The organism is Marinobacter flavimaris, assembly GCF_045057155.1.
Lineage (GTDB): Bacteria > Pseudomonadota > Gammaproteobacteria > Pseudomonadales > Oleiphilaceae > Marinobacter > Marinobacter manganoxydans.
In genome coordinates, this window is the sequence record NZ_CP171359.1 from 135,002 (window position 1) to 151,063 (window position 16,062).

Below are 16,062 nucleotides of genomic sequence, written 5' to 3' on the forward strand. Positions count from 1 at the left end.
TTGACATGCCCCTACTATGAAAAGCCGGCATGACAGTTATGCGACACTCCCGTGACATTCCCTTTACCCGTTAACCGAACCGAATCGGAGACGATATGCAAACGCGAAAGCTTGGAAAGACCGATCTCGACGTTACCCTGATTTGCCTGGGCACCATGACCTGGGGGGAGCAGAACACCGAAAAGGAAGCATTTGAACAGCTGGATTACGCAGTCGCCGAGGGTATCAACTTTATTGATGCCGCAGAGATGTACCCTGTGCCGCCCCGGGCGGAAACCCAGGGGCTGACCGAGACCTACCTGGGAAACTGGCTTGCAAGCAGGGGCAACCGCAACGAACTGGTAATTGCGTCGAAAGTGGCGGGACCGGGCAACGGACTGAAGTACCTGCGTAATGGTCCGCGCCTGACCCGGGATCATATTATGGAAGCCTGCGACGCCAGCCTGAAACGCCTGCAGACCGACTACATTGATCTGTACCAGGTGCACTGGCCGGATCGCAGCACGAACTTTTTCGGCAAGCTCGGTTACGAGCACAACCCGGAAGAATCTTTCACGCCGATCGAGGAAACACTTGAAGCGCTGAATGATCTGGTTCGGTCCGGGAAGGTCCGGCACATCGGACTGTCCAATGAGACGCCCTGGGGCACCATGGAGTATCTGCGTCTGTCCGGCGAGAAAGGCTGGCCGAGAGTGGCCAGTATCCAGAATCCCTACAACCTCCTGAACCGTTCATTTGAGGTGGGGATGGCGGAAATTGCCCACCGGGAACAGGCCGGTTTGCTCGCCTACTCACCGCTGGCCTTTGGCATGCTCTCCGGCAAATATCTGGGCGGCAAGTGGCCTGAAAAAGCCCGAATGACCCTGTACGAGCGTTTCAGCCGCTACACCGGCAGTCGTGGCATGGATGCCACCCAGGCCTATGTTGAGCTGGCTCGGCAGAACGGATTGTCTCCGGTCCAGATGGCGCTGGCTTACGTGAACAGCCGCAGCTTTGTGACCAGCAATATCATCGGAGCAACATCCATGGAGCAGCTGCGGGAAAACATAGGGTCCGCAAAGGTCACCCTGAGCCCCGAGGTACTGGAAGCGATAGAGGCCATTCACCAGGAATTCACCTACCCCTGCCCCTGAGCCCGCCGGCTTTGTTGGCTTGAACCCCCGGCTGAGAGGCGCTGGCCGGGGGTGCTGTTACAGTCTGAAATATCGGGGATCATAAATTGACAAAAAGATGCTGATCCCGTGACAAAAAGTCGGCGTCTTTGTGTGCAGATTCACATCTTTCCAGCCTTTAATCATTAGACTTAAGCCTAAGGTATCCGTAGACTCCCGTGTCGGAAAAAAGGTCTCAGGCAGTGTCATGATTATTCGAATCTTTGTTGCGTTACTCGCTCTCAATCTTGTTGCTTTCGTCGTTCGCGCCGAAGCATCCGAGCGCGTCTTCGAACAGGTCGAAAGCAAGACAGCCAGCGAGCAGATTTTCGAAATCCAGGAACGGGTTTCCGGTGATTTTGACGAGGACAGTTCCGATGCGTTTGCCGAAATCGGTTCCCGCCTGTTGAGCCTTACCTTCACCCGTTCGAAGCACTCCGGCAAGCATTATGCGTCAGATCCGGCTCAGGCCGACCATGGCATTGCGCTCCTGAACGAGGGTGCCTGCCTGAACCTGAAGTGGAACTTCTGAACCCCGCAATTCCCCGCACCCGGCAGTATCATCAAACCCCAGAATCATGATCTGGCGCATTGTCTGTGCCCGATGCTCGTGTGATCATCTCCGTTAACATGCTGATTAGCCAATAAGGAGCTTGGTAATGGCGGGTGATAGAGGGCAGTTATCAAATGATGTGAACGCCTGTGTTGACGAGGTGATTCGCCGGGTTGGCAAGGAGATTACTCTCGGTTTGCCGCTCGGGCTCGGAAAACCGGTTCGCTTTGTTAATGCGCTATACCAGCGGGCGAAAGACGATCCGGAAATCAGCCTGCACATTGTTACGGCACTGTCGCTGCTGGCGCCAAAGGGCGGCTCCTCGCTGGAAAAGCGTTTCATGGGGCCTTTTGTTGAGCGCCTCTATGGCCGGATTCCTGAACTTGCCTATGCCAGGGATGTATCGGCAAACCGTCTTCCTGAGAATGTTCAGGTCTCGGAGTTCTTCTTCAAAGCCGGCAGTTACCTGAACAATCGTTCCCAGCAGCGGCATTACGTGTGTACCAACTATACCCATGCTGTTCGCGATCTGATGGCGGTGGGTGTCAATGTCGTCGCCCAGATGGTGTCGCCGGGCGAGGCCCATGGGCAGCCCGGCCAGGTCAGCCTGAGCTGCAACCCGGATCTGACGCTGGACCTGATTCCCCTGCTCCGTGAGCGCGAGGCGGCTGGCACGCCGGTGGCGCTGGTGGCCGAGATGAACCAGAACCTTCCCTGGTTTGGCCATCACGCGGCGATTGAAGCAGACCGGTTCGATATCTTGCTTGATCAACCTTCGGGAGACTATCCGCTGTTCTCAGCGCCCCAGATGTCGGTCAGCCCGGAAGACCACCTGATCGGATTCTACGCCAGTACCCTCCTGAAGGACGGCGGTACGCTCCAGGTTGGCATCGGCTCACTGGGCGCGGCCCTGGTCCACAGTGCCATTCTCAGACACAGTCACAATAAGGCCTGGCGGCAGGTGTTTGACCATCTCCAGGTTGATCAGCATTTCCCCGTCGTTCGCGAGGACGGTGGCACCGGCCCCTTCGAGGAGGGGCTTTATGGCTGTAGTGAAATGATGGTGGATGGTTTCCTGTACCTGATGCAGGAAGGCATCCTTACCCGCGAGGTATACGATCACGCCGGTCTGCAGACATTGATCAATCGCGGTGATATTCCCAGCGAAGTGTCTCTCGCAACCCTCGATGTCCTGCGGCGCGAAAAGCTTATTGATAGCCCGTTGCGGGCAAAGGATGTTCATTGGCTGGTCCAGCACGGCATCTTTAAAGAAGCTGTCGAGTTCAAGGGCGGCCGTTTACGTATTGGTGATCAGTCGGTCGAGGGTGATCTGGACAATCCGGAGGCCCGGCAGGCCATCCAAACCCTCATCCTCGGGGAACGGCTGACTGGCGGTATCGCCATGCACGGCGGTTTTTACGTTGGTCCCGAGCAGTTTTACCAGTACCTCAGGGAAATGACCGACGAGCAGCGTGCAAAAATCTGCATGACCAGCGTGAACTTCATCAACCACCTGTATGACCACCGGTTCGGAGACCAGAAGCTGAAAGCGGCGCAGCGCGTTCATGGCCGGTTCATCAATTCGGCTATGATGTACACCCTCAACGGTGCTGGCGTATCGGATGGTCTTGAAGATGGTCGTGTGGTCAGTGGCGTCGGTGGCCAGTACAACTTCGTTGCCATGGCTCACGAGCTGCCGGGCGCACGTTCGATCCTGTCGCTGCGCAGCACCCGGTCATCCCAGGGCAAGGTACTGTCCAATATCGTGTTCAATTATGGTCATTGCACCATACCCCGCCATCTGCGGGACATAGTCATTACCGAGTACGGGATTGCCGATCTGAGAGGGCAGTCCGACGAGCAGGTCTTCCTGAGGCTGATCCGCATTGCCGACTCCCGGTTCCAGCAGGAGCTTCTGAAAAAAGCCCAGAAGGCGGGCAAGGTGGATCCTGCGTTCAAGCTGCCTGCCGACTGGTGTAACAATACCCCGCAAGCCATCCGTCGTGCCGTTGCGGCTGCGGGAGATGCCAGCCTGTTCCCTCCGTTCCCGTTTGGCAGGGACTTTACCGATGAGGAGCTGACGTTGGGGAAAGCCCTTAAGGGGCTCAAGGCCGCAACGGCCACTCGCCGTGGTAAACTGTCCACTCTGTTACAGGCCCTCCGGGCCCGGGATGACGAAGGCCGTTACGGGTCCCTGCTTGAGCGCATGGGCCTGCGTAACCCTTCAGGATTGCGGGACAAGCTGGATCAGCGACTGGTTATTCATGGCCTGCAACAGCTCGAAACACCACCGGATACAGGAAACTCGAAAACCTGATGACAGCTTCACAAGCAAGACCCGACGTTTTTACCGTTCACTATGTTTTGAAGAACAAGATCGGCGAGCTGGTTGATACTTCCGAAGGCAGTGAGCCCCTGCACTTCGTCTATGGCAGTCCCGAGATTATTGAAGGGATCCAACAGGCGGTGAAAGACCGCAACGTGGGCGATTGCCTGGAGGTAACGGTGCCGCCGGCCATGGCGTACGGTGAGCACAAGCCCGAGCTGGTGCGCAAGGTGCCACGTTCACTGTTCGAAGGCATCGAGAACCTGCAGATTGGCATGAAGTTCCAGACCAACACGGGCGATGAAGCGCAGATCGTGCAGGTTGTCGGGATTGATGGCAACCTGGTTAAGGTGGACGCCAATCACCCTTTGGCGGGCTTTACCCTGTACTTTGATCTGGAGATCGTTGGCCGCCGTGAAGCGACGGAAGATGAGGTAGCCCAGGGTCGTCCCCTGTTCTGAGGCACTCGGTTGCCGGTCTGTCGTATTCACCACGGTATATTCGGGTCAGTCCTTCCAGAACGGTCTCTCTCAGGCTGGCGGCGAACTCTCCGGCCGGTATCTTTTCCGACGGGTGTAAAGGTTCGTGGAAGACTACGTCGACCCGGGCAGAAGGCTGGGCTAGCATCCGCAACAAATGGTGGTGGAACTCATCATCCTCAATGAAGGGAGCCAGATGGTCGGGTCGGCCTTCCCGGCGATAGGCAATGGTGATCGGCTGTACCGGCGTTCTGCTCTCTGGAGCGGCCTTGAGCAACAGGCCATGGAACGGCAATACCGTCAGACCTGCGCTGGTGGTTCCTTCCGGGTAGACCAGGACATTCTCTTCAGCCTGCAAGTTCTCAATAATCTGGTCCCGAACGCGGCGGGCCTGACCGCCTCCCCGCCGGATGAAAAGCGTGCCGGCCTGTCGTGCCAGCCAGCCTATGACCGGCCATTGGCCAACCTCGGCTTTCGACAGGAACCGGATCGGTGCCAGGCTCCCCAGAATCGGAATATCTGACCAACTGATGTGGTTGCTGACGAACAGAACGGTATCGTCTGAGGGTGAGCCATGCTGGTGTATACGCAGTCCCAGGCACCGGCAGGCCCACCGGAAACAGAATCTGGCCCAGGGTGTCCGATCGATGGCTTTGCGGGTAACCACTTCACTGACCCTCAAACCGGCGGCCAGCATCGTGGTGGCTGCCAGAAAAGCCATAAAGGCAGTGATCCGAACGCAGAGTCTCAGCCAGCTCATCTCACAGACTCCCGTCTTCAGGATGCCGAGCGCATGAAGTGCCGGCTGTAGCGGCCGGCCAGTTTGCTGACCTCCAGCACAACCAACAGGTCGGCACAGCGAAAATCCGGATCCCAGCAGGGCTCACCGCAGACACGGGCACCAAGACGCATGTAGGCTCGGATCAGCGCAGGAACGTCCACCGGTCGATCGCTGTCCCGGGTGTGGGTCAGATGCGGCATCGCGCGAAGTGGCTTTACCAGAAAGGCCGGATCGGCCAGGTACTCGTTCTGGAGGTGGCGGGCGATGCGCCAGGCTTTCAGGCCTCCGTCAGACATGCCGATGCTCGCGCAGCCAATCATGTAGTCAACACCGCGCTCAACCAGATATTCGGCCACTGCCGACCAGAGCAGGCTGATGGTCGCGCCATTGCGATAATCCGGGTGAACACAAGTGCGCCCCAGCTCGGCTATGGTGCCAGGGAGTCTCTCCAGGGCGCTCAGGTCGAACTCCCCGGCCGAATAAAAGCCGCCAACGGCTGCCGTGTCTGCCTGATGCAGGATTCGCGTGGTCGCTACCAGCTCGCCGGAATCCAGGTCGGTTACGACCAGGTGGTCACACACGGTGTCGAACTCGTCGGCGTCGATGCCTGGCGTCTGTGCGCCCAGGTCGCTGCCATACTCTTCCGAAAACACCCGGTAACGCAGTCGCTGGGCTGCTTCGACCTGTCTGGGGCACCGGGTCATGTCGGTTTTCAGGCGACGGGCGCTGCGGCGGGCTTTCGCGGTTTGTGTGGTCATGGCGTCGTCTCTTTTGTTTCCATTTCCCGACAAGCCTATGAAGCCGGTATGACACATCGGTGACCACCAGGTGACGTGTCTGTGACATCGGGGTCCGATTGGAGGTTACGGGAGCTCTGTCACAGGGTGTAACGAAGCAGTAGTTCCATGTATATTTCTGAATAGCATGTATAATTGCTGTTACAGCAGGTTGCCTGTATCGTCAGGTACACAGAATGACCTGAAACCGGAATAACAAAACCAGAGATGGATGGCGTGGAACAGACAAACGAAAGTTGGCGAATTCTGATTGTCGAGGACGACGAGCGGTTGGCGGAGTTAACCCGCGAATACCTTGAAAGCAACGGGTTGACCGTCTCCCTGGAAACTCATGGTGGTGCCGCGGTAGAGCGGATCCGTAACGAGCAGCCGGATCTGGTGGTTCTGGATCTCATGTTGCCTGGCGAGGATGGGCTCTCCATTTGCCGTCGGGTGCGCCCCTTCTTTTCCGGTCCGATCATCATGTTGACTGCCCGAACCGACGATCTGGACCAGGTCCTGGGTCTGGAAATGGGTGCCGATGACTATATTGGCAAACCGGTCAAACCCCGGGTGCTGCTGGCGCGTATTCGCGCGATGCTGCGTCGGGTGACCGAAACCGGCTCGGGGTCGGCGGACGAGGCAGGGGGCGAAGAACCGGTGCGCCTCCAGTTCAATGATCTGGTTGTCGACCGCTCCATGCGGGAGGCCTGGCTGAGTGAAGAAAGCATCGATCTGACCAGCGCCGAATTTGATTTGCTCTGGTTGCTCGCCAGCAACGCGGGCCGCGTGCTTAGCCGGGAAGAAATCTTCACCGCCTTGCGTGGTATTGAATATGATGGTCAGGATCGATCCATTGATGTTCGCGTTTCCCGGATTCGACCCAAGATTGGCGATGACCCCATCCATCCGCGACGCATCAAGACCGTTCGTAGTAAAGGCTACCTGTTCGTAAAGGAAGCCTGACGATTCAGTCTCTGGAGCCGGTGTGCCATTCGCCCGCATACCGGTGTTCCATGCCAGGGTTGGTACCATGCCCCTGAAGTTCTTCCTCAAGCTTTATGCCCGCCTTGCCGGCCTGACCGCGCTGGTTGTTTTTTTATGTGTCCTGCTGTTCACCGGGATCAACTCGGTGCGCTCCCAATTCTGGCATGAACGCTTCCCCGAGCCACTGATGCGCTGGCTGGCTGCGGCCCCGGCACCATTACAGCAATACCACTGGCTGAGTTCGGCGGTTGATCTTCGCATGGGGGCTGCTTCCCGTTTCAACCTGTCACCGGTGGCTCTGGAGCGACTTGGCTACGGCCAGGTGGTTGGCATCGACAGTGACGTAGGGTATCGGGTTCTGGTAACCGGACTGAGCGGAGAAATCCTGCAGCTGCGTCTGAACGAGCCCTACCGGGATGTGTCAGAAACCATTGGGTTGATTTTCCGGTGGCATCTTGATTCAGCCTCTGCGGATGACCGTCTCAATGTTGCCTCGCAAATGGCCCGTTCTCTCAATGTCGAAGTGCAGACCCTGGACGACGCCGACCTGCTGCCGGACTCTGACGTTCTGGACCAGGTCGCCGAGCGGGGCCTTGCCTTCTACACCGACGAATCAGACGGTTGCGGACGGGTGATCGTTCAGCTATCCGACGGTGAGTTGTACCGGATTGACATGCCCGCGGGGTTTGATCCCTGGGCCTGGCCGGTTGTCCTGCTGCTGGTCCTGGTGCTTGGCGGGGTTTTGGCCGTTGCCGTTTTCCTCGCGCTCCGGGAAGTGGACAGTAATCTCAGAACCGTTGAGTCGGTAGCGGTTCGAATCGCACGTGGAGAAATGAGCGCCCGGGTCCAGGCGGGCGAGGGAACGCTGGTAACCCGCCTGGCCTCGTCATTCAACGGTATGGCCGAACACATACAGCGCCTGGTGCAGGTGCAGCGGGAAATGATTCACGCGGTTTCGCACGAATTGCGCACTCCCGTGGCCCGTATCCGCTTTGGCGTCCAAATGATCGAGGACTGCCAGGACGAGTCTGCCCTGCAAAGGCAACTGGACGGTATTGATGGCGATATCCAGGAACTGGACGAGCTGATTGATGAGATCCTGACATATGCGCGGCTGGAGCAGGGCGGCCCGGTTTTCTCGCTGCAGGAAACCTCGGTAACCGACATTGTCCGCCAGGTGGTCTCTGAGCAGCAGATGGTCCGGCCCGAGCTGAGTATCGAAGGCAACATTGATGAGGTCTCGGAACGTTGGGCGCTGTCGGATATTGAGCCTCGCTACCTGCATCGGGCGATCCAGAATCTGGTAGGCAACGCAGGACGCTACGCGGCTGGCAAGGTGCTGGTCAGCTGTCATTTCGATGAGGACAACTGTCGCGTTGACGTTGAAGACGATGGCCCCGGCATTCCAGAGGAAGACTGGGAGAAAGTGTTTACTGCGTTTGCCCGACTGGACGACAGCCGTACCCGAACCTCCGGCGGCTACGGCCTGGGTTTGTCTATTGTTCGCCGGATTCTCTACTGGCACGGAGGGCACGCCTTCGTCAGCAGGAGCGACACGCTTGGCGGTGCAAAATTCAGCCTGGTCTGGCCCAGAAAAAAACCGGTGGACTCCATTGTGTGAGCCAGACCCCATCGCCTCACCTGATGTAACAAAGCAGCTACACAAGCACTACTGAAGTTTTTGGCGGGCCGGTCAATACTGCAAAGCGTAAGGGATGACTTTTGAGGTTGTAGTTCTTACGAACTTTCCTTGTTTCATTCGTCATTTGAGGGCCGGTTTTCCGGCCCTTTTTTTATGCCTGCTCCCAAATTCCATATCGGTCACCCTTTCCCGTCTGCTCTGCTGTTAGAATTCCGGGAAACAAAAGGAGGCCGTCCATGACCCGTTATCTGCTTGCCATCGACCAGGGCACAACCAGTTCCCGTGCTATTGTTTTTGATCAAACGGGCAACAGCGTTGCAACCGATCAGCAGGAATTTCACCAGTATTTCCCGAAAGATGGCTGGGTGGAGCACGATGCTCGGGAAATCTGGGACAGCACTCTGGCGGTGTGTCGCGGCGCGCTCGACAAAGCGGGTATCGACGCCTCGGAGCTGGCGGGTATTGGTATCACCAATCAGCGGGAAACCACGGTGATTTGGGACCGCGCAACCGGCGAGCCGATCTACCACGCTATTGTCTGGCAGGACCGTCGAACCGCGTCCTGGTGTACCAAGCTGAAATCAGACGGCCATGAGGACACGGTTGTTGAACGAACCGGGCTGCTAATTGATCCCTACTTTTCGGCCACCAAGATAGCCTGGATTCTCGATAACGTGGAGGGCGCCCGCGCCCGGGCCGAATCCGGTGCACTGGCTTTTGGAACGGTGGACAGTTGGCTGCTCTGGAACCTGACGAACGGAAAATCCCACTGCACCGATGCCACCAATGCCTCGAGAACGGCTCTTTTCAATATTCACAAGCAGGACTGGGACGACGATCTTCTGGCCCTGTTTCGCGTGCCGCGGGCCTTGCTGCCGGAAGTACTCGATAGCGCCGCAGACTATGGCACCGCCGAAGTACAGTGGTTGGGCGCGCCAGTTATGATTGCCGGCATTGCAGGGGATCAGCACGCGGCTCTCGTGGGGCAGGCCTGCTTTTACCCGGGCATGGCCAAGAGCACTTACGGCACCGGCTGTTTTCTCATGCTCAATACGGGCGATAAGGCCGTTCGGTCCGAAAATCGGTTGCTGACCACCATGGCCTATCGGCTAAACGGCAAGCCCTGTTACGCGGTAGAAGGAAGTATTTTTGTTGCCGGTGCTGCCATGCAGTGGTTGAGGGACGGGCTCAAGCTGATTGCCCACGCCAATGAATCTTCCGCCCATGCGGAGGCGGTCGGAGTCGACAATCCGGTTTACCTGGTTCCGGCGTTTACCGGCCTGGGAGCCCCTCATTGGGATCCTCATGCTCGCGGCGCCATCATGGGCCTGACGCGGGATACGGGCATTGGCGAGATCGTTACCGCCGGCCTGCAGTCGGTCTGCTATCAGACCAAGGACCTGGTGCGGGCGATCCAGAACGACGGCGCCCGACTTGAATCGCTGCGCGTGGATGGCGGTATGGTGGTGAACGACTGGGTGATGAAGTTCCTGGCCGACATACTGAATGTCACCGTTGACCGGCCCCGGGTTACAGAGACAACCGCTCTCGGAGCTGCCTACCTTGCGGGACTACAGACAGGTATTTTTGACAACCTTGAGCAGATCTCCGCGCTCTGGGAATGCGAGCGGCAGTTCCATCCGGAAATGCGCCCGGCTTTGCGAGAATCTCTCTACGCTGGCTGGCTGGATGCTGTCGAGCGCGTCTGCAACAACTGAATCTCTCAATCAGCTGGTGCGTTCGAAGGCAATCAGGTGATCCGCCTCGACACGCACCGGCACATGCTCACCCAGGTTGAAATCCAGGTGACTGCGGAACAGGGCTTCGAACTCTGTGTCTTCGGAACACCGGAAACGGTAGAGCGTGGAAGTGCCGGCAAAGGTTTTCTCAACCACCTTTGGCTGCAGATCCGAGTCGGGGTCATGAACGATGTCATCGGGCCGGATCAGAACGTCTACCAGGGTGCCGGGTTCCCATTTGTAGGCCCGGTTGCCGTGGATCACGCCGAGCTCGGATTCAATAGTATCCGGCCCCAGGGCGGTGCCGGGGACGAATCCGCCCTGACCCACGAAGCTGGCAACGAAACGATTTGCCGGTTCATGGTAGAGGTTGTAGGGCACGTCCCACTGCTGGATCCTGCCGTCCCGCAACACAGCGACCTGATCGCACATGGCGAAGGCTTCCTGCTGGTCGTGGGTAACCAGAATGGCGCTGATGCCGAGCGTCTTCAGGATTTCGCGAACATCCAGGCTCAGCCGACGGCGCAGATCCGCGTCCAGATTGGAAAACGGCTCATCCAGCAAAATCAGCGTGGGCTCGGGTGCCAGGGCGCGGGCCAGGGCAACGCGCTGCTGCTGGCCGCCAGACAGTTCATGGGGATAGTTGTCGGCCAGATCCTGCAGATGCACGACATTCAGTAGTTCCATGACCTTCTGCCGTTTCTCTGCCTTGTTCAGATTCCGCAGACCGAACCCCACGTTGTCAGCGATAGTCAGGTGCGGAAACAGGGCGTAATCCTGGAACACCATGCCGATCCGACGCTTTTCCGGGGGCAGGGTGCGTCCGGGCAGGCTGATGGCCTGGGACTGCAGCGAAATCTCGCCACCACTCAGTGGAAGAAAACCGGCGAGGGCGCGCAGTATGGTACTTTTGCCGCAGCCGCTCGGGCCAAGCAGGCAGCCGATGTCGCCATGGCTCAGGGCAAAGCTGACATCCTTGACCACAGAATCCCCGCCGTAGCCGCAGGACAGGTTATTGACCTCGAGCAGCCAGTCTGCCGGAGATTGTGCGGTTGTGCTCATGGAATCAGTCCAGCCGGTTCAGGATGAGAAATTCGAGCAGTGCCTTCTGGGCGTGCAGGCGGTTCTCGGCCTCGTCCCAGACCACGGAGGCAGGATGCTCCATCATGTCCGCCGATATTTCCTCACCACGGTGAGCCGGGAGGCAATGCATGAACAGCACATCCTTATCGGCCACAGAGAGCAGCCCGGGATTGATCTGATAGCCACTGAACGCCCTTTCACGGGCTTTCTGCTCGTCTTCCTGGCCCATGGAAGCCCAGACGTCGGTCACCAGGAGCTGGGCGTTTCGGGCCGCCTCGGCCGGCTCCCGGAACACCTTGACCCGGTCTTCGTGGCCCTTGAGCATTGATTCTGCCGGCTCGTAGCCCTCAGGACAGGCGATGTTCAGGTTGAAATCGAACTGTGCGGCGGCATTGATGTAGGAGTGGCACATGTTGTTGCCATCGCCGATCCAGGCAACGGTAGCGCCGCGAATACTGCCGCGGTGTTCCCGGAATGTTTGCATATCGGCCAGCAATTGGCATGGGTGAAAGTCATCGGTCAGCGCATTGATCACCGGCACCCGTGATGCAGCCGCGAAGCGCTCCACGGTTTCATGGGCAAAGGTGCGGATCATCACCGCATCAACCATGCTGGAGATAACGATAGCCGAGTCTTCTATCGGCTCGCCCCGGCCAAGCTGGGTATCCCGTGGCGACAGGAACATTGCGGAGCCGCCGAGCTGGGTCATGCCGGCTTCAAAAGAAACCCGGGTTCGCGTTGATGATTTTTCGAAGATCATCGCAAGGACACGGTTCTTGAGGGAGTCCCGAACCTTCCCTTGCCGCCACTCGTTGCGCAATGCTGTGGCATGATCAACCAGGCTTTCCAGCTCGTTGGTTGTCATGTCATTCAATGTCAGAAAATGTCGTGCCGCCATGCAATGGCCCTTATCTCACCGAACCCCGCTGCTGGCGGGATTGCCTGAACGTTGGCTGAAAAAATGGGGCATCAAGTCTAGCCCTTCGGAGCAGGTATGACAACGCTGTGGCCGGGCTGGAACTGCCGGTGTTGCTCGAGGTCAAATCAAGGTGTTTGGTGAGGTGTTCGGCACCCGTGTACAATAGCGTCAAGAAAATTGCCGTGTGGCAAGACTGTTCCAACAGAGGTGAATGTTCATGGATATCAATGAAACCATTAAGAGCCAGCTTGAAGAGAATCCGATCATCCTGTACATGAAGGGCAGCCCACAGGCACCCCAGTGTGGCTTCTCGGCCAAAACCGTACAGGCGGTAATGGCCTGCGGCGAACGCTTTGCCTTCGTCAATATTCTGGATAACCAGGAGCTTCGTGAAGCCCTGAAGGTTTACTCCAGCTGGCCCACGTATCCCCAGCTGTACATCAATGGTGAGCTCGTTGGCGGATGTGACATTGTTCTCGAAATGTCCGAGAGCGGTGAGCTGGCCAAACTTGTCAAAGAGGCGGCGAAGCAGGCAGAAGCCTGATCACTGCCGCTCAGAGCCGTTTCGGGGTGAACAACAGTTCCACCTCGAAGCGGTTCGCGCTCCCGCTATCCTTCGGTGGCTGAGGGTAGGGGCTAGCCGCCAGCGCAGCCCGATATGCAGCTTCATCGATTGGCTTGATTCCTGTTGATTTCAGAACCCTTGCCCGGGTCAGGGCGCCATTTCCAAGCAACTGCAGTTCGACTTCCATAGCGACCGTGTCAGTGAGGCTCCTCATGGCCGGCACTCTCAGTTCTTCAAGTTGATGGGCCAGATGGACGGCCAGTTTGACCACATAGGGGTCGAGCTCGCCCGGTGACTCCGTAACCCTCGTAATGCTCTCCTCCGTTTTTTCAGGGAGCTGTTCGGGTTCTTCTCCGGCAGCAGAGCTGGCGCTTGACTGTGCGGCTTCGCTCCGGGGGACGCTGGTATTTGTTGCCTTTGTCGGGGCGGGGGTTTGCGGCTCGCGGGATGTCACAACCTCCGGTTTGGAGAGGGGTTCCGGCTCAGGAGGATCAATCTCAAACGGCGTTACCCGTGGTGCATCCCGACGAGGACTGAGGTCAGCTGACGGGTCGGCAACCGTTCTAAGAGTGCCCGGGGCTACCAGCTCAAACCTTACACTCTCCCTGTGCGTGACCGTTGGTTCTTCCTTGGGCGAGGAGATGCCTGAAAGCAGGAGCGTGTGTAGGAAAAGAGCCAGAGACAAGGCAAGCCCAAGCCGGTAGGCAGCCGGCAGGGCATTGGGACTGCTTTTTTCAGGCATTGGCGTCAGGCGGTCTTGCTCCGGAGGGTGCCGACAACCGCATCCAGGGCCCGATCAATCAATGCGCCCTGCTCAAGCAGGGTCAGCCGGCCACGGCGCATTTCATGGGCCAGTTCAACCCGGGTTTTCTCAATCACTTTCAGCCCCATCCGGTTCACAAAGACAAAGCAATCTGCTTCATCAATGATGGCGGACAGCTTGCAGCGGAAGTTTGCACCATTGACCAGTCGAAACTCGACCCAGTTACCAATCTCGATACCGTCAATCTGGGCAACATATTCCGAGATTGCAGCGTCTTCCAGTTCCTGCTGGCGCTCAACGGCCGTCTGGTGAACGGTCGCGATTTCCTCTTCCGCCGGCTCTTCAGGAGAATCCTGTAGTGCTTCGATGGCAGCATTGGTCCGGAATGCCTCTGCCAGCTGATGCTTGAGCTGGCCCATCATTTCATCGAGTCTCGATGAGTTATAGGAGACCTCTTCAAGTCCTGACCGCAGTGATTTCAGCAGGCCAGGCACGACCCGCACCCACTGGTCTCTTTCGTCATCTTCCTGATGGGGGTGAAGACACCAGATCAGATCATCGACGACCTTCACCGTGGCATTCCACCGATGCTCCACGTCATCCCTGAGATAGGCAAGAAACATCACGCGGCTCCAGCCATTCATCAGGATGTCATGGATGGACTCCGGCAGTTTGTAACGGGACACCTTCTGTTTAAGAAGATTGTCGACGGTTTGTTGAGCCGTCTGGGACTTGATCCGACCCCGCTCGGATTCACGGGTTCTCTGCTCAACCAGAGACGCCTTTCGGTTCTCCCGTTCAAGGAACTGTTCGAATTCCTGATTGAGGGTTTCAAAAAGCGAAACATCACCGTCAAATTCGTTGAGAATCCTTTGCACAATGTTGTGAATCTGTCCGTAGAGTTTGTCCTTGGTTTTCTCGTCGCTGCTACTCCAGCCAATGCCTGCTCTCGCCAGGGAGTTCAGGAGACGTCTGGCCGGGTGCGTAGCCTGGCTGAAGAAACTCTTGTCCCGGATAACCACTTTCAGGATCGGAATCTGCAGCCTGCTTATCAACACCTGAACCGGAGCTGACAGGTTGTAGTCGTCAAGAATGAATTCAAACAGCATGGAAACCAGGTTAATGAGGTCTTCATCGACCTCGTTAAGCGCCGGTTTTCGACCATCCCCGGTATCGGTCTGGGAAAGGAGCTGTTGTACCAGCTGACGGAGATCAACGCTGACAGGTTCGCCGGCGCTCAGGTTGCCCTGGTCCTGCCGGGGGGCTGAAAGCGGCAATGAATTGAGAAGGCTTGCCAGCTCGGAGTCACCCACGACCCGGACATTCGGGTCCGAGGCACGGGGAGGTATGCCCGCATTGGCCCGTTGCAGCGCCAGCATCTGTCGGATCTGTTCGAAAACCGCGCTGCTGCTGGCGGCCTGGCCGGCCCGTTCTGCCGCGGAAGCGTCCGGCGCGCTTTCCTGTTTTGGCGCCTCTGCCGACTGGGGACTGGAGGCCTCATGCTGCTGACCGGATTTGCCGTGATAACGGAAGTTCGGAATGATCCCGGCCTGGATCAGTATGCGGTTGGCTTCGTCCAGCAGCATGCCGAGGTTGGACACAACATAGCGGTCAAACTGCTTGAGCAGGATCAGGCGCTCACGGATCTGGATCTCAAGGGCCTGTATTGCCTCTGTGAACGCACTGCAAAGGTGTTCCGGTGCCATCGGATTGACCGGTGATTCGTCGGTGGCTTCCGGGTACACCTGACTGAAACGGGTCTGGAGTTGCAGCAGTGGGCCCTGAAAGTGCGCCTTTGCCTTGGTGATCATGGCGTTGAGGGCAACCTGCTCCTCAAGGTCGTCATTGCCGACCAGGGCAAGAGTGTCGGCGCTGGCCTGCTTGCTCAGCTGTTCTTCCTGAAGCGGTCCGGTGTGAGGGGGGGTGGCAAAATATTGGGCAACGGTGTTCTGGAAATGCCGCTCGACACCCTTACGCTTGATGCGAATTTCACGCATCGCCTCGAAGTACCGGTTCTGTTCGTTGTTGCTGCGGGCATTATTGGCCAGCTCGAACAGCGAATCGTCGACGGCGTCGAAGGCGCCCTGCAGCAAATCACCGAGCCCGGCGACAACCGTGTCCCGGATGCGGGTGACCTCCGCAGGAACCGGTCTGTTACTTCCGGCTTCCCTGTGTTCGCGGAGGTAATGTATGCCGGACTGCTTGTTCATGGCAGACTCCTGTTTACGCCTCAACCGGATACATGACCGAGCTTGAAATCCTTGGATTCTCGTTATTGGTTAAATTTACCGCATTTTG

Annotated in this window: 14 protein-coding genes; 8 read left to right on the forward strand and 6 right to left on the reverse strand. The window is 57.8% G+C overall.

The window, feature by feature from the left end:
• The first annotated feature begins 95 nt into the window (after nucleotides 1-95).
• The 4 genes from ACGK9W_RS00785 (at nucleotide 96) to ACGK9W_RS00800 (ending at nucleotide 4,491) form a co-directional block, all read left to right on the forward strand.
• Nucleotides 96-1,133 (forward strand): NADP(H)-dependent aldo-keto reductase, encoded by a 1,038-nt coding sequence (locus tag ACGK9W_RS00785; RefSeq protein WP_008176285.1) that lies wholly within the window; start codon nucleotides 96-98, stop codon nucleotides 1,131-1,133.
• 226 nt (nucleotides 1,134-1,359) lie between these two features.
• Nucleotides 1,360-1,683 carry a hypothetical protein gene (locus ACGK9W_RS00790; protein ID WP_008176283.1) on the forward strand — a complete coding sequence of 108 codons (324 nt, stop codon included), beginning with the start codon at nucleotides 1,360-1,362 and terminating at the stop codon, nucleotides 1,681-1,683.
• Between the two features lie 127 nt (nucleotides 1,684-1,810).
• Nucleotides 1,811-4,021: an acetyl-CoA hydrolase/transferase C-terminal domain-containing protein gene (locus ACGK9W_RS00795; protein WP_405418759.1), complete on the forward strand. Its 2,211-nt coding sequence runs from the start codon at nucleotides 1,811-1,813 to the stop codon at nucleotides 4,019-4,021.
• Nucleotides 4,021-4,491, forward strand: a complete 471-nt coding sequence (locus tag ACGK9W_RS00800) for a peptidylprolyl isomerase (RefSeq protein ID WP_008176279.1) — start codon at nucleotides 4,021-4,023, stop codon at nucleotides 4,489-4,491. Before ACGK9W_RS00795 ends, ACGK9W_RS00800 begins: the two co-directional genes overlap by 1 nt.
• Here the strand turns inward: ACGK9W_RS00800 and ACGK9W_RS00805 are convergent.
• Both ACGK9W_RS00805 and ACGK9W_RS00810 read right to left on the reverse strand, forming a co-directional pair.
• Complete coding sequence (locus ACGK9W_RS00805) at nucleotides 4,409-5,269, reverse strand: 1-acyl-sn-glycerol-3-phosphate acyltransferase (protein ID WP_075267665.1); 861 nt, start codon at nucleotides 5,267-5,269, stop codon at nucleotides 4,409-4,411. The two genes, ACGK9W_RS00800 and ACGK9W_RS00805, sit on opposite strands and share 83 nt — an antisense overlap.
• Nucleotides 5,270-5,286: 17 nt before the next feature.
• Nucleotides 5,287-6,048, reverse strand: coding sequence for a GNAT family N-acetyltransferase (locus ACGK9W_RS00810; RefSeq protein WP_053114618.1), 762 nt, complete (start codon nucleotides 6,046-6,048; stop codon nucleotides 5,287-5,289).
• 246 nt (nucleotides 6,049-6,294) lie between these two features.
• On the opposite strand from ACGK9W_RS00810, the gene ACGK9W_RS00815 reads away from it, so the two are divergent.
• The 3 genes from ACGK9W_RS00815 (at nucleotide 6,295) to glpK (ending at nucleotide 10,413) form a co-directional block, all read left to right on the forward strand.
• Nucleotides 6,295-7,032, forward strand: a complete 738-nt coding sequence (locus ACGK9W_RS00815; RefSeq protein ID WP_014576254.1) for a response regulator — start codon at nucleotides 6,295-6,297, stop codon at nucleotides 7,030-7,032.
• 22 nt (nucleotides 7,033-7,054) lie between these two features.
• Entirely contained in the window at nucleotides 7,055-8,674 is a 1,620-nt protein-coding gene (locus ACGK9W_RS00820) for an ATP-binding protein (protein ID WP_227507729.1), read from the forward strand.
• Between the two features lie 257 nt (nucleotides 8,675-8,931).
• Nucleotides 8,932-10,413, forward strand: coding sequence for a glycerol kinase GlpK (gene glpK, locus ACGK9W_RS00825; protein WP_008176268.1), 1,482 nt, complete (start codon nucleotides 8,932-8,934; stop codon nucleotides 10,411-10,413).
• Nucleotides 10,414-10,422: 9 nt separating this feature from the next.
• Here the strand turns inward: glpK and ACGK9W_RS00830 are convergent, their stop codons facing one another.
• Together ACGK9W_RS00830 and argF are read right to left on the reverse strand one after the other, a co-directional pair.
• Nucleotides 10,423-11,496, reverse strand: a complete 1,074-nt coding sequence (locus ACGK9W_RS00830) for an ABC transporter ATP-binding protein (protein ID WP_008176266.1) — start codon at nucleotides 11,494-11,496, stop codon at nucleotides 10,423-10,425.
• A 4-nt stretch (nucleotides 11,497-11,500) separates the two neighbouring features.
• On the reverse strand, nucleotides 11,501-12,415 hold the full coding sequence (gene argF, locus ACGK9W_RS00835; RefSeq protein WP_008176263.1) for an ornithine carbamoyltransferase: 915 nt from the start codon (nucleotides 12,413-12,415) through the stop codon (nucleotides 11,501-11,503).
• A gap of 238 nt (nucleotides 12,416-12,653) precedes the next feature.
• Between argF and grxD the strand changes: the two genes are divergently transcribed.
• On the forward strand, nucleotides 12,654-12,980 hold the full coding sequence (grxD, locus tag ACGK9W_RS00840; protein WP_008176261.1) for a Grx4 family monothiol glutaredoxin: 327 nt from the start codon (nucleotides 12,654-12,656) through the stop codon (nucleotides 12,978-12,980).
• Nucleotides 12,981-12,990: 10 nt separating this feature from the next.
• Here the strand turns inward: grxD and ACGK9W_RS00845 are convergent, their stop codons facing one another.
• Both ACGK9W_RS00845 and ACGK9W_RS00850 read right to left on the reverse strand, forming a co-directional pair.
• Nucleotides 12,991-13,743 (reverse strand): energy transducer TonB, encoded by a 753-nt coding sequence (locus tag ACGK9W_RS00845; protein WP_008176259.1) that lies wholly within the window; start codon nucleotides 13,741-13,743, stop codon nucleotides 12,991-12,993.
• Nucleotides 13,744-13,748: 5 nt separating this feature from the next.
• Entirely contained in the window at nucleotides 13,749-15,974 is a 2,226-nt protein-coding gene (locus ACGK9W_RS00850; RefSeq protein ID WP_008176256.1) for a DUF1631 domain-containing protein, read from the reverse strand.
• Nucleotides 15,975-16,062 lie beyond the last annotated feature (88 nt).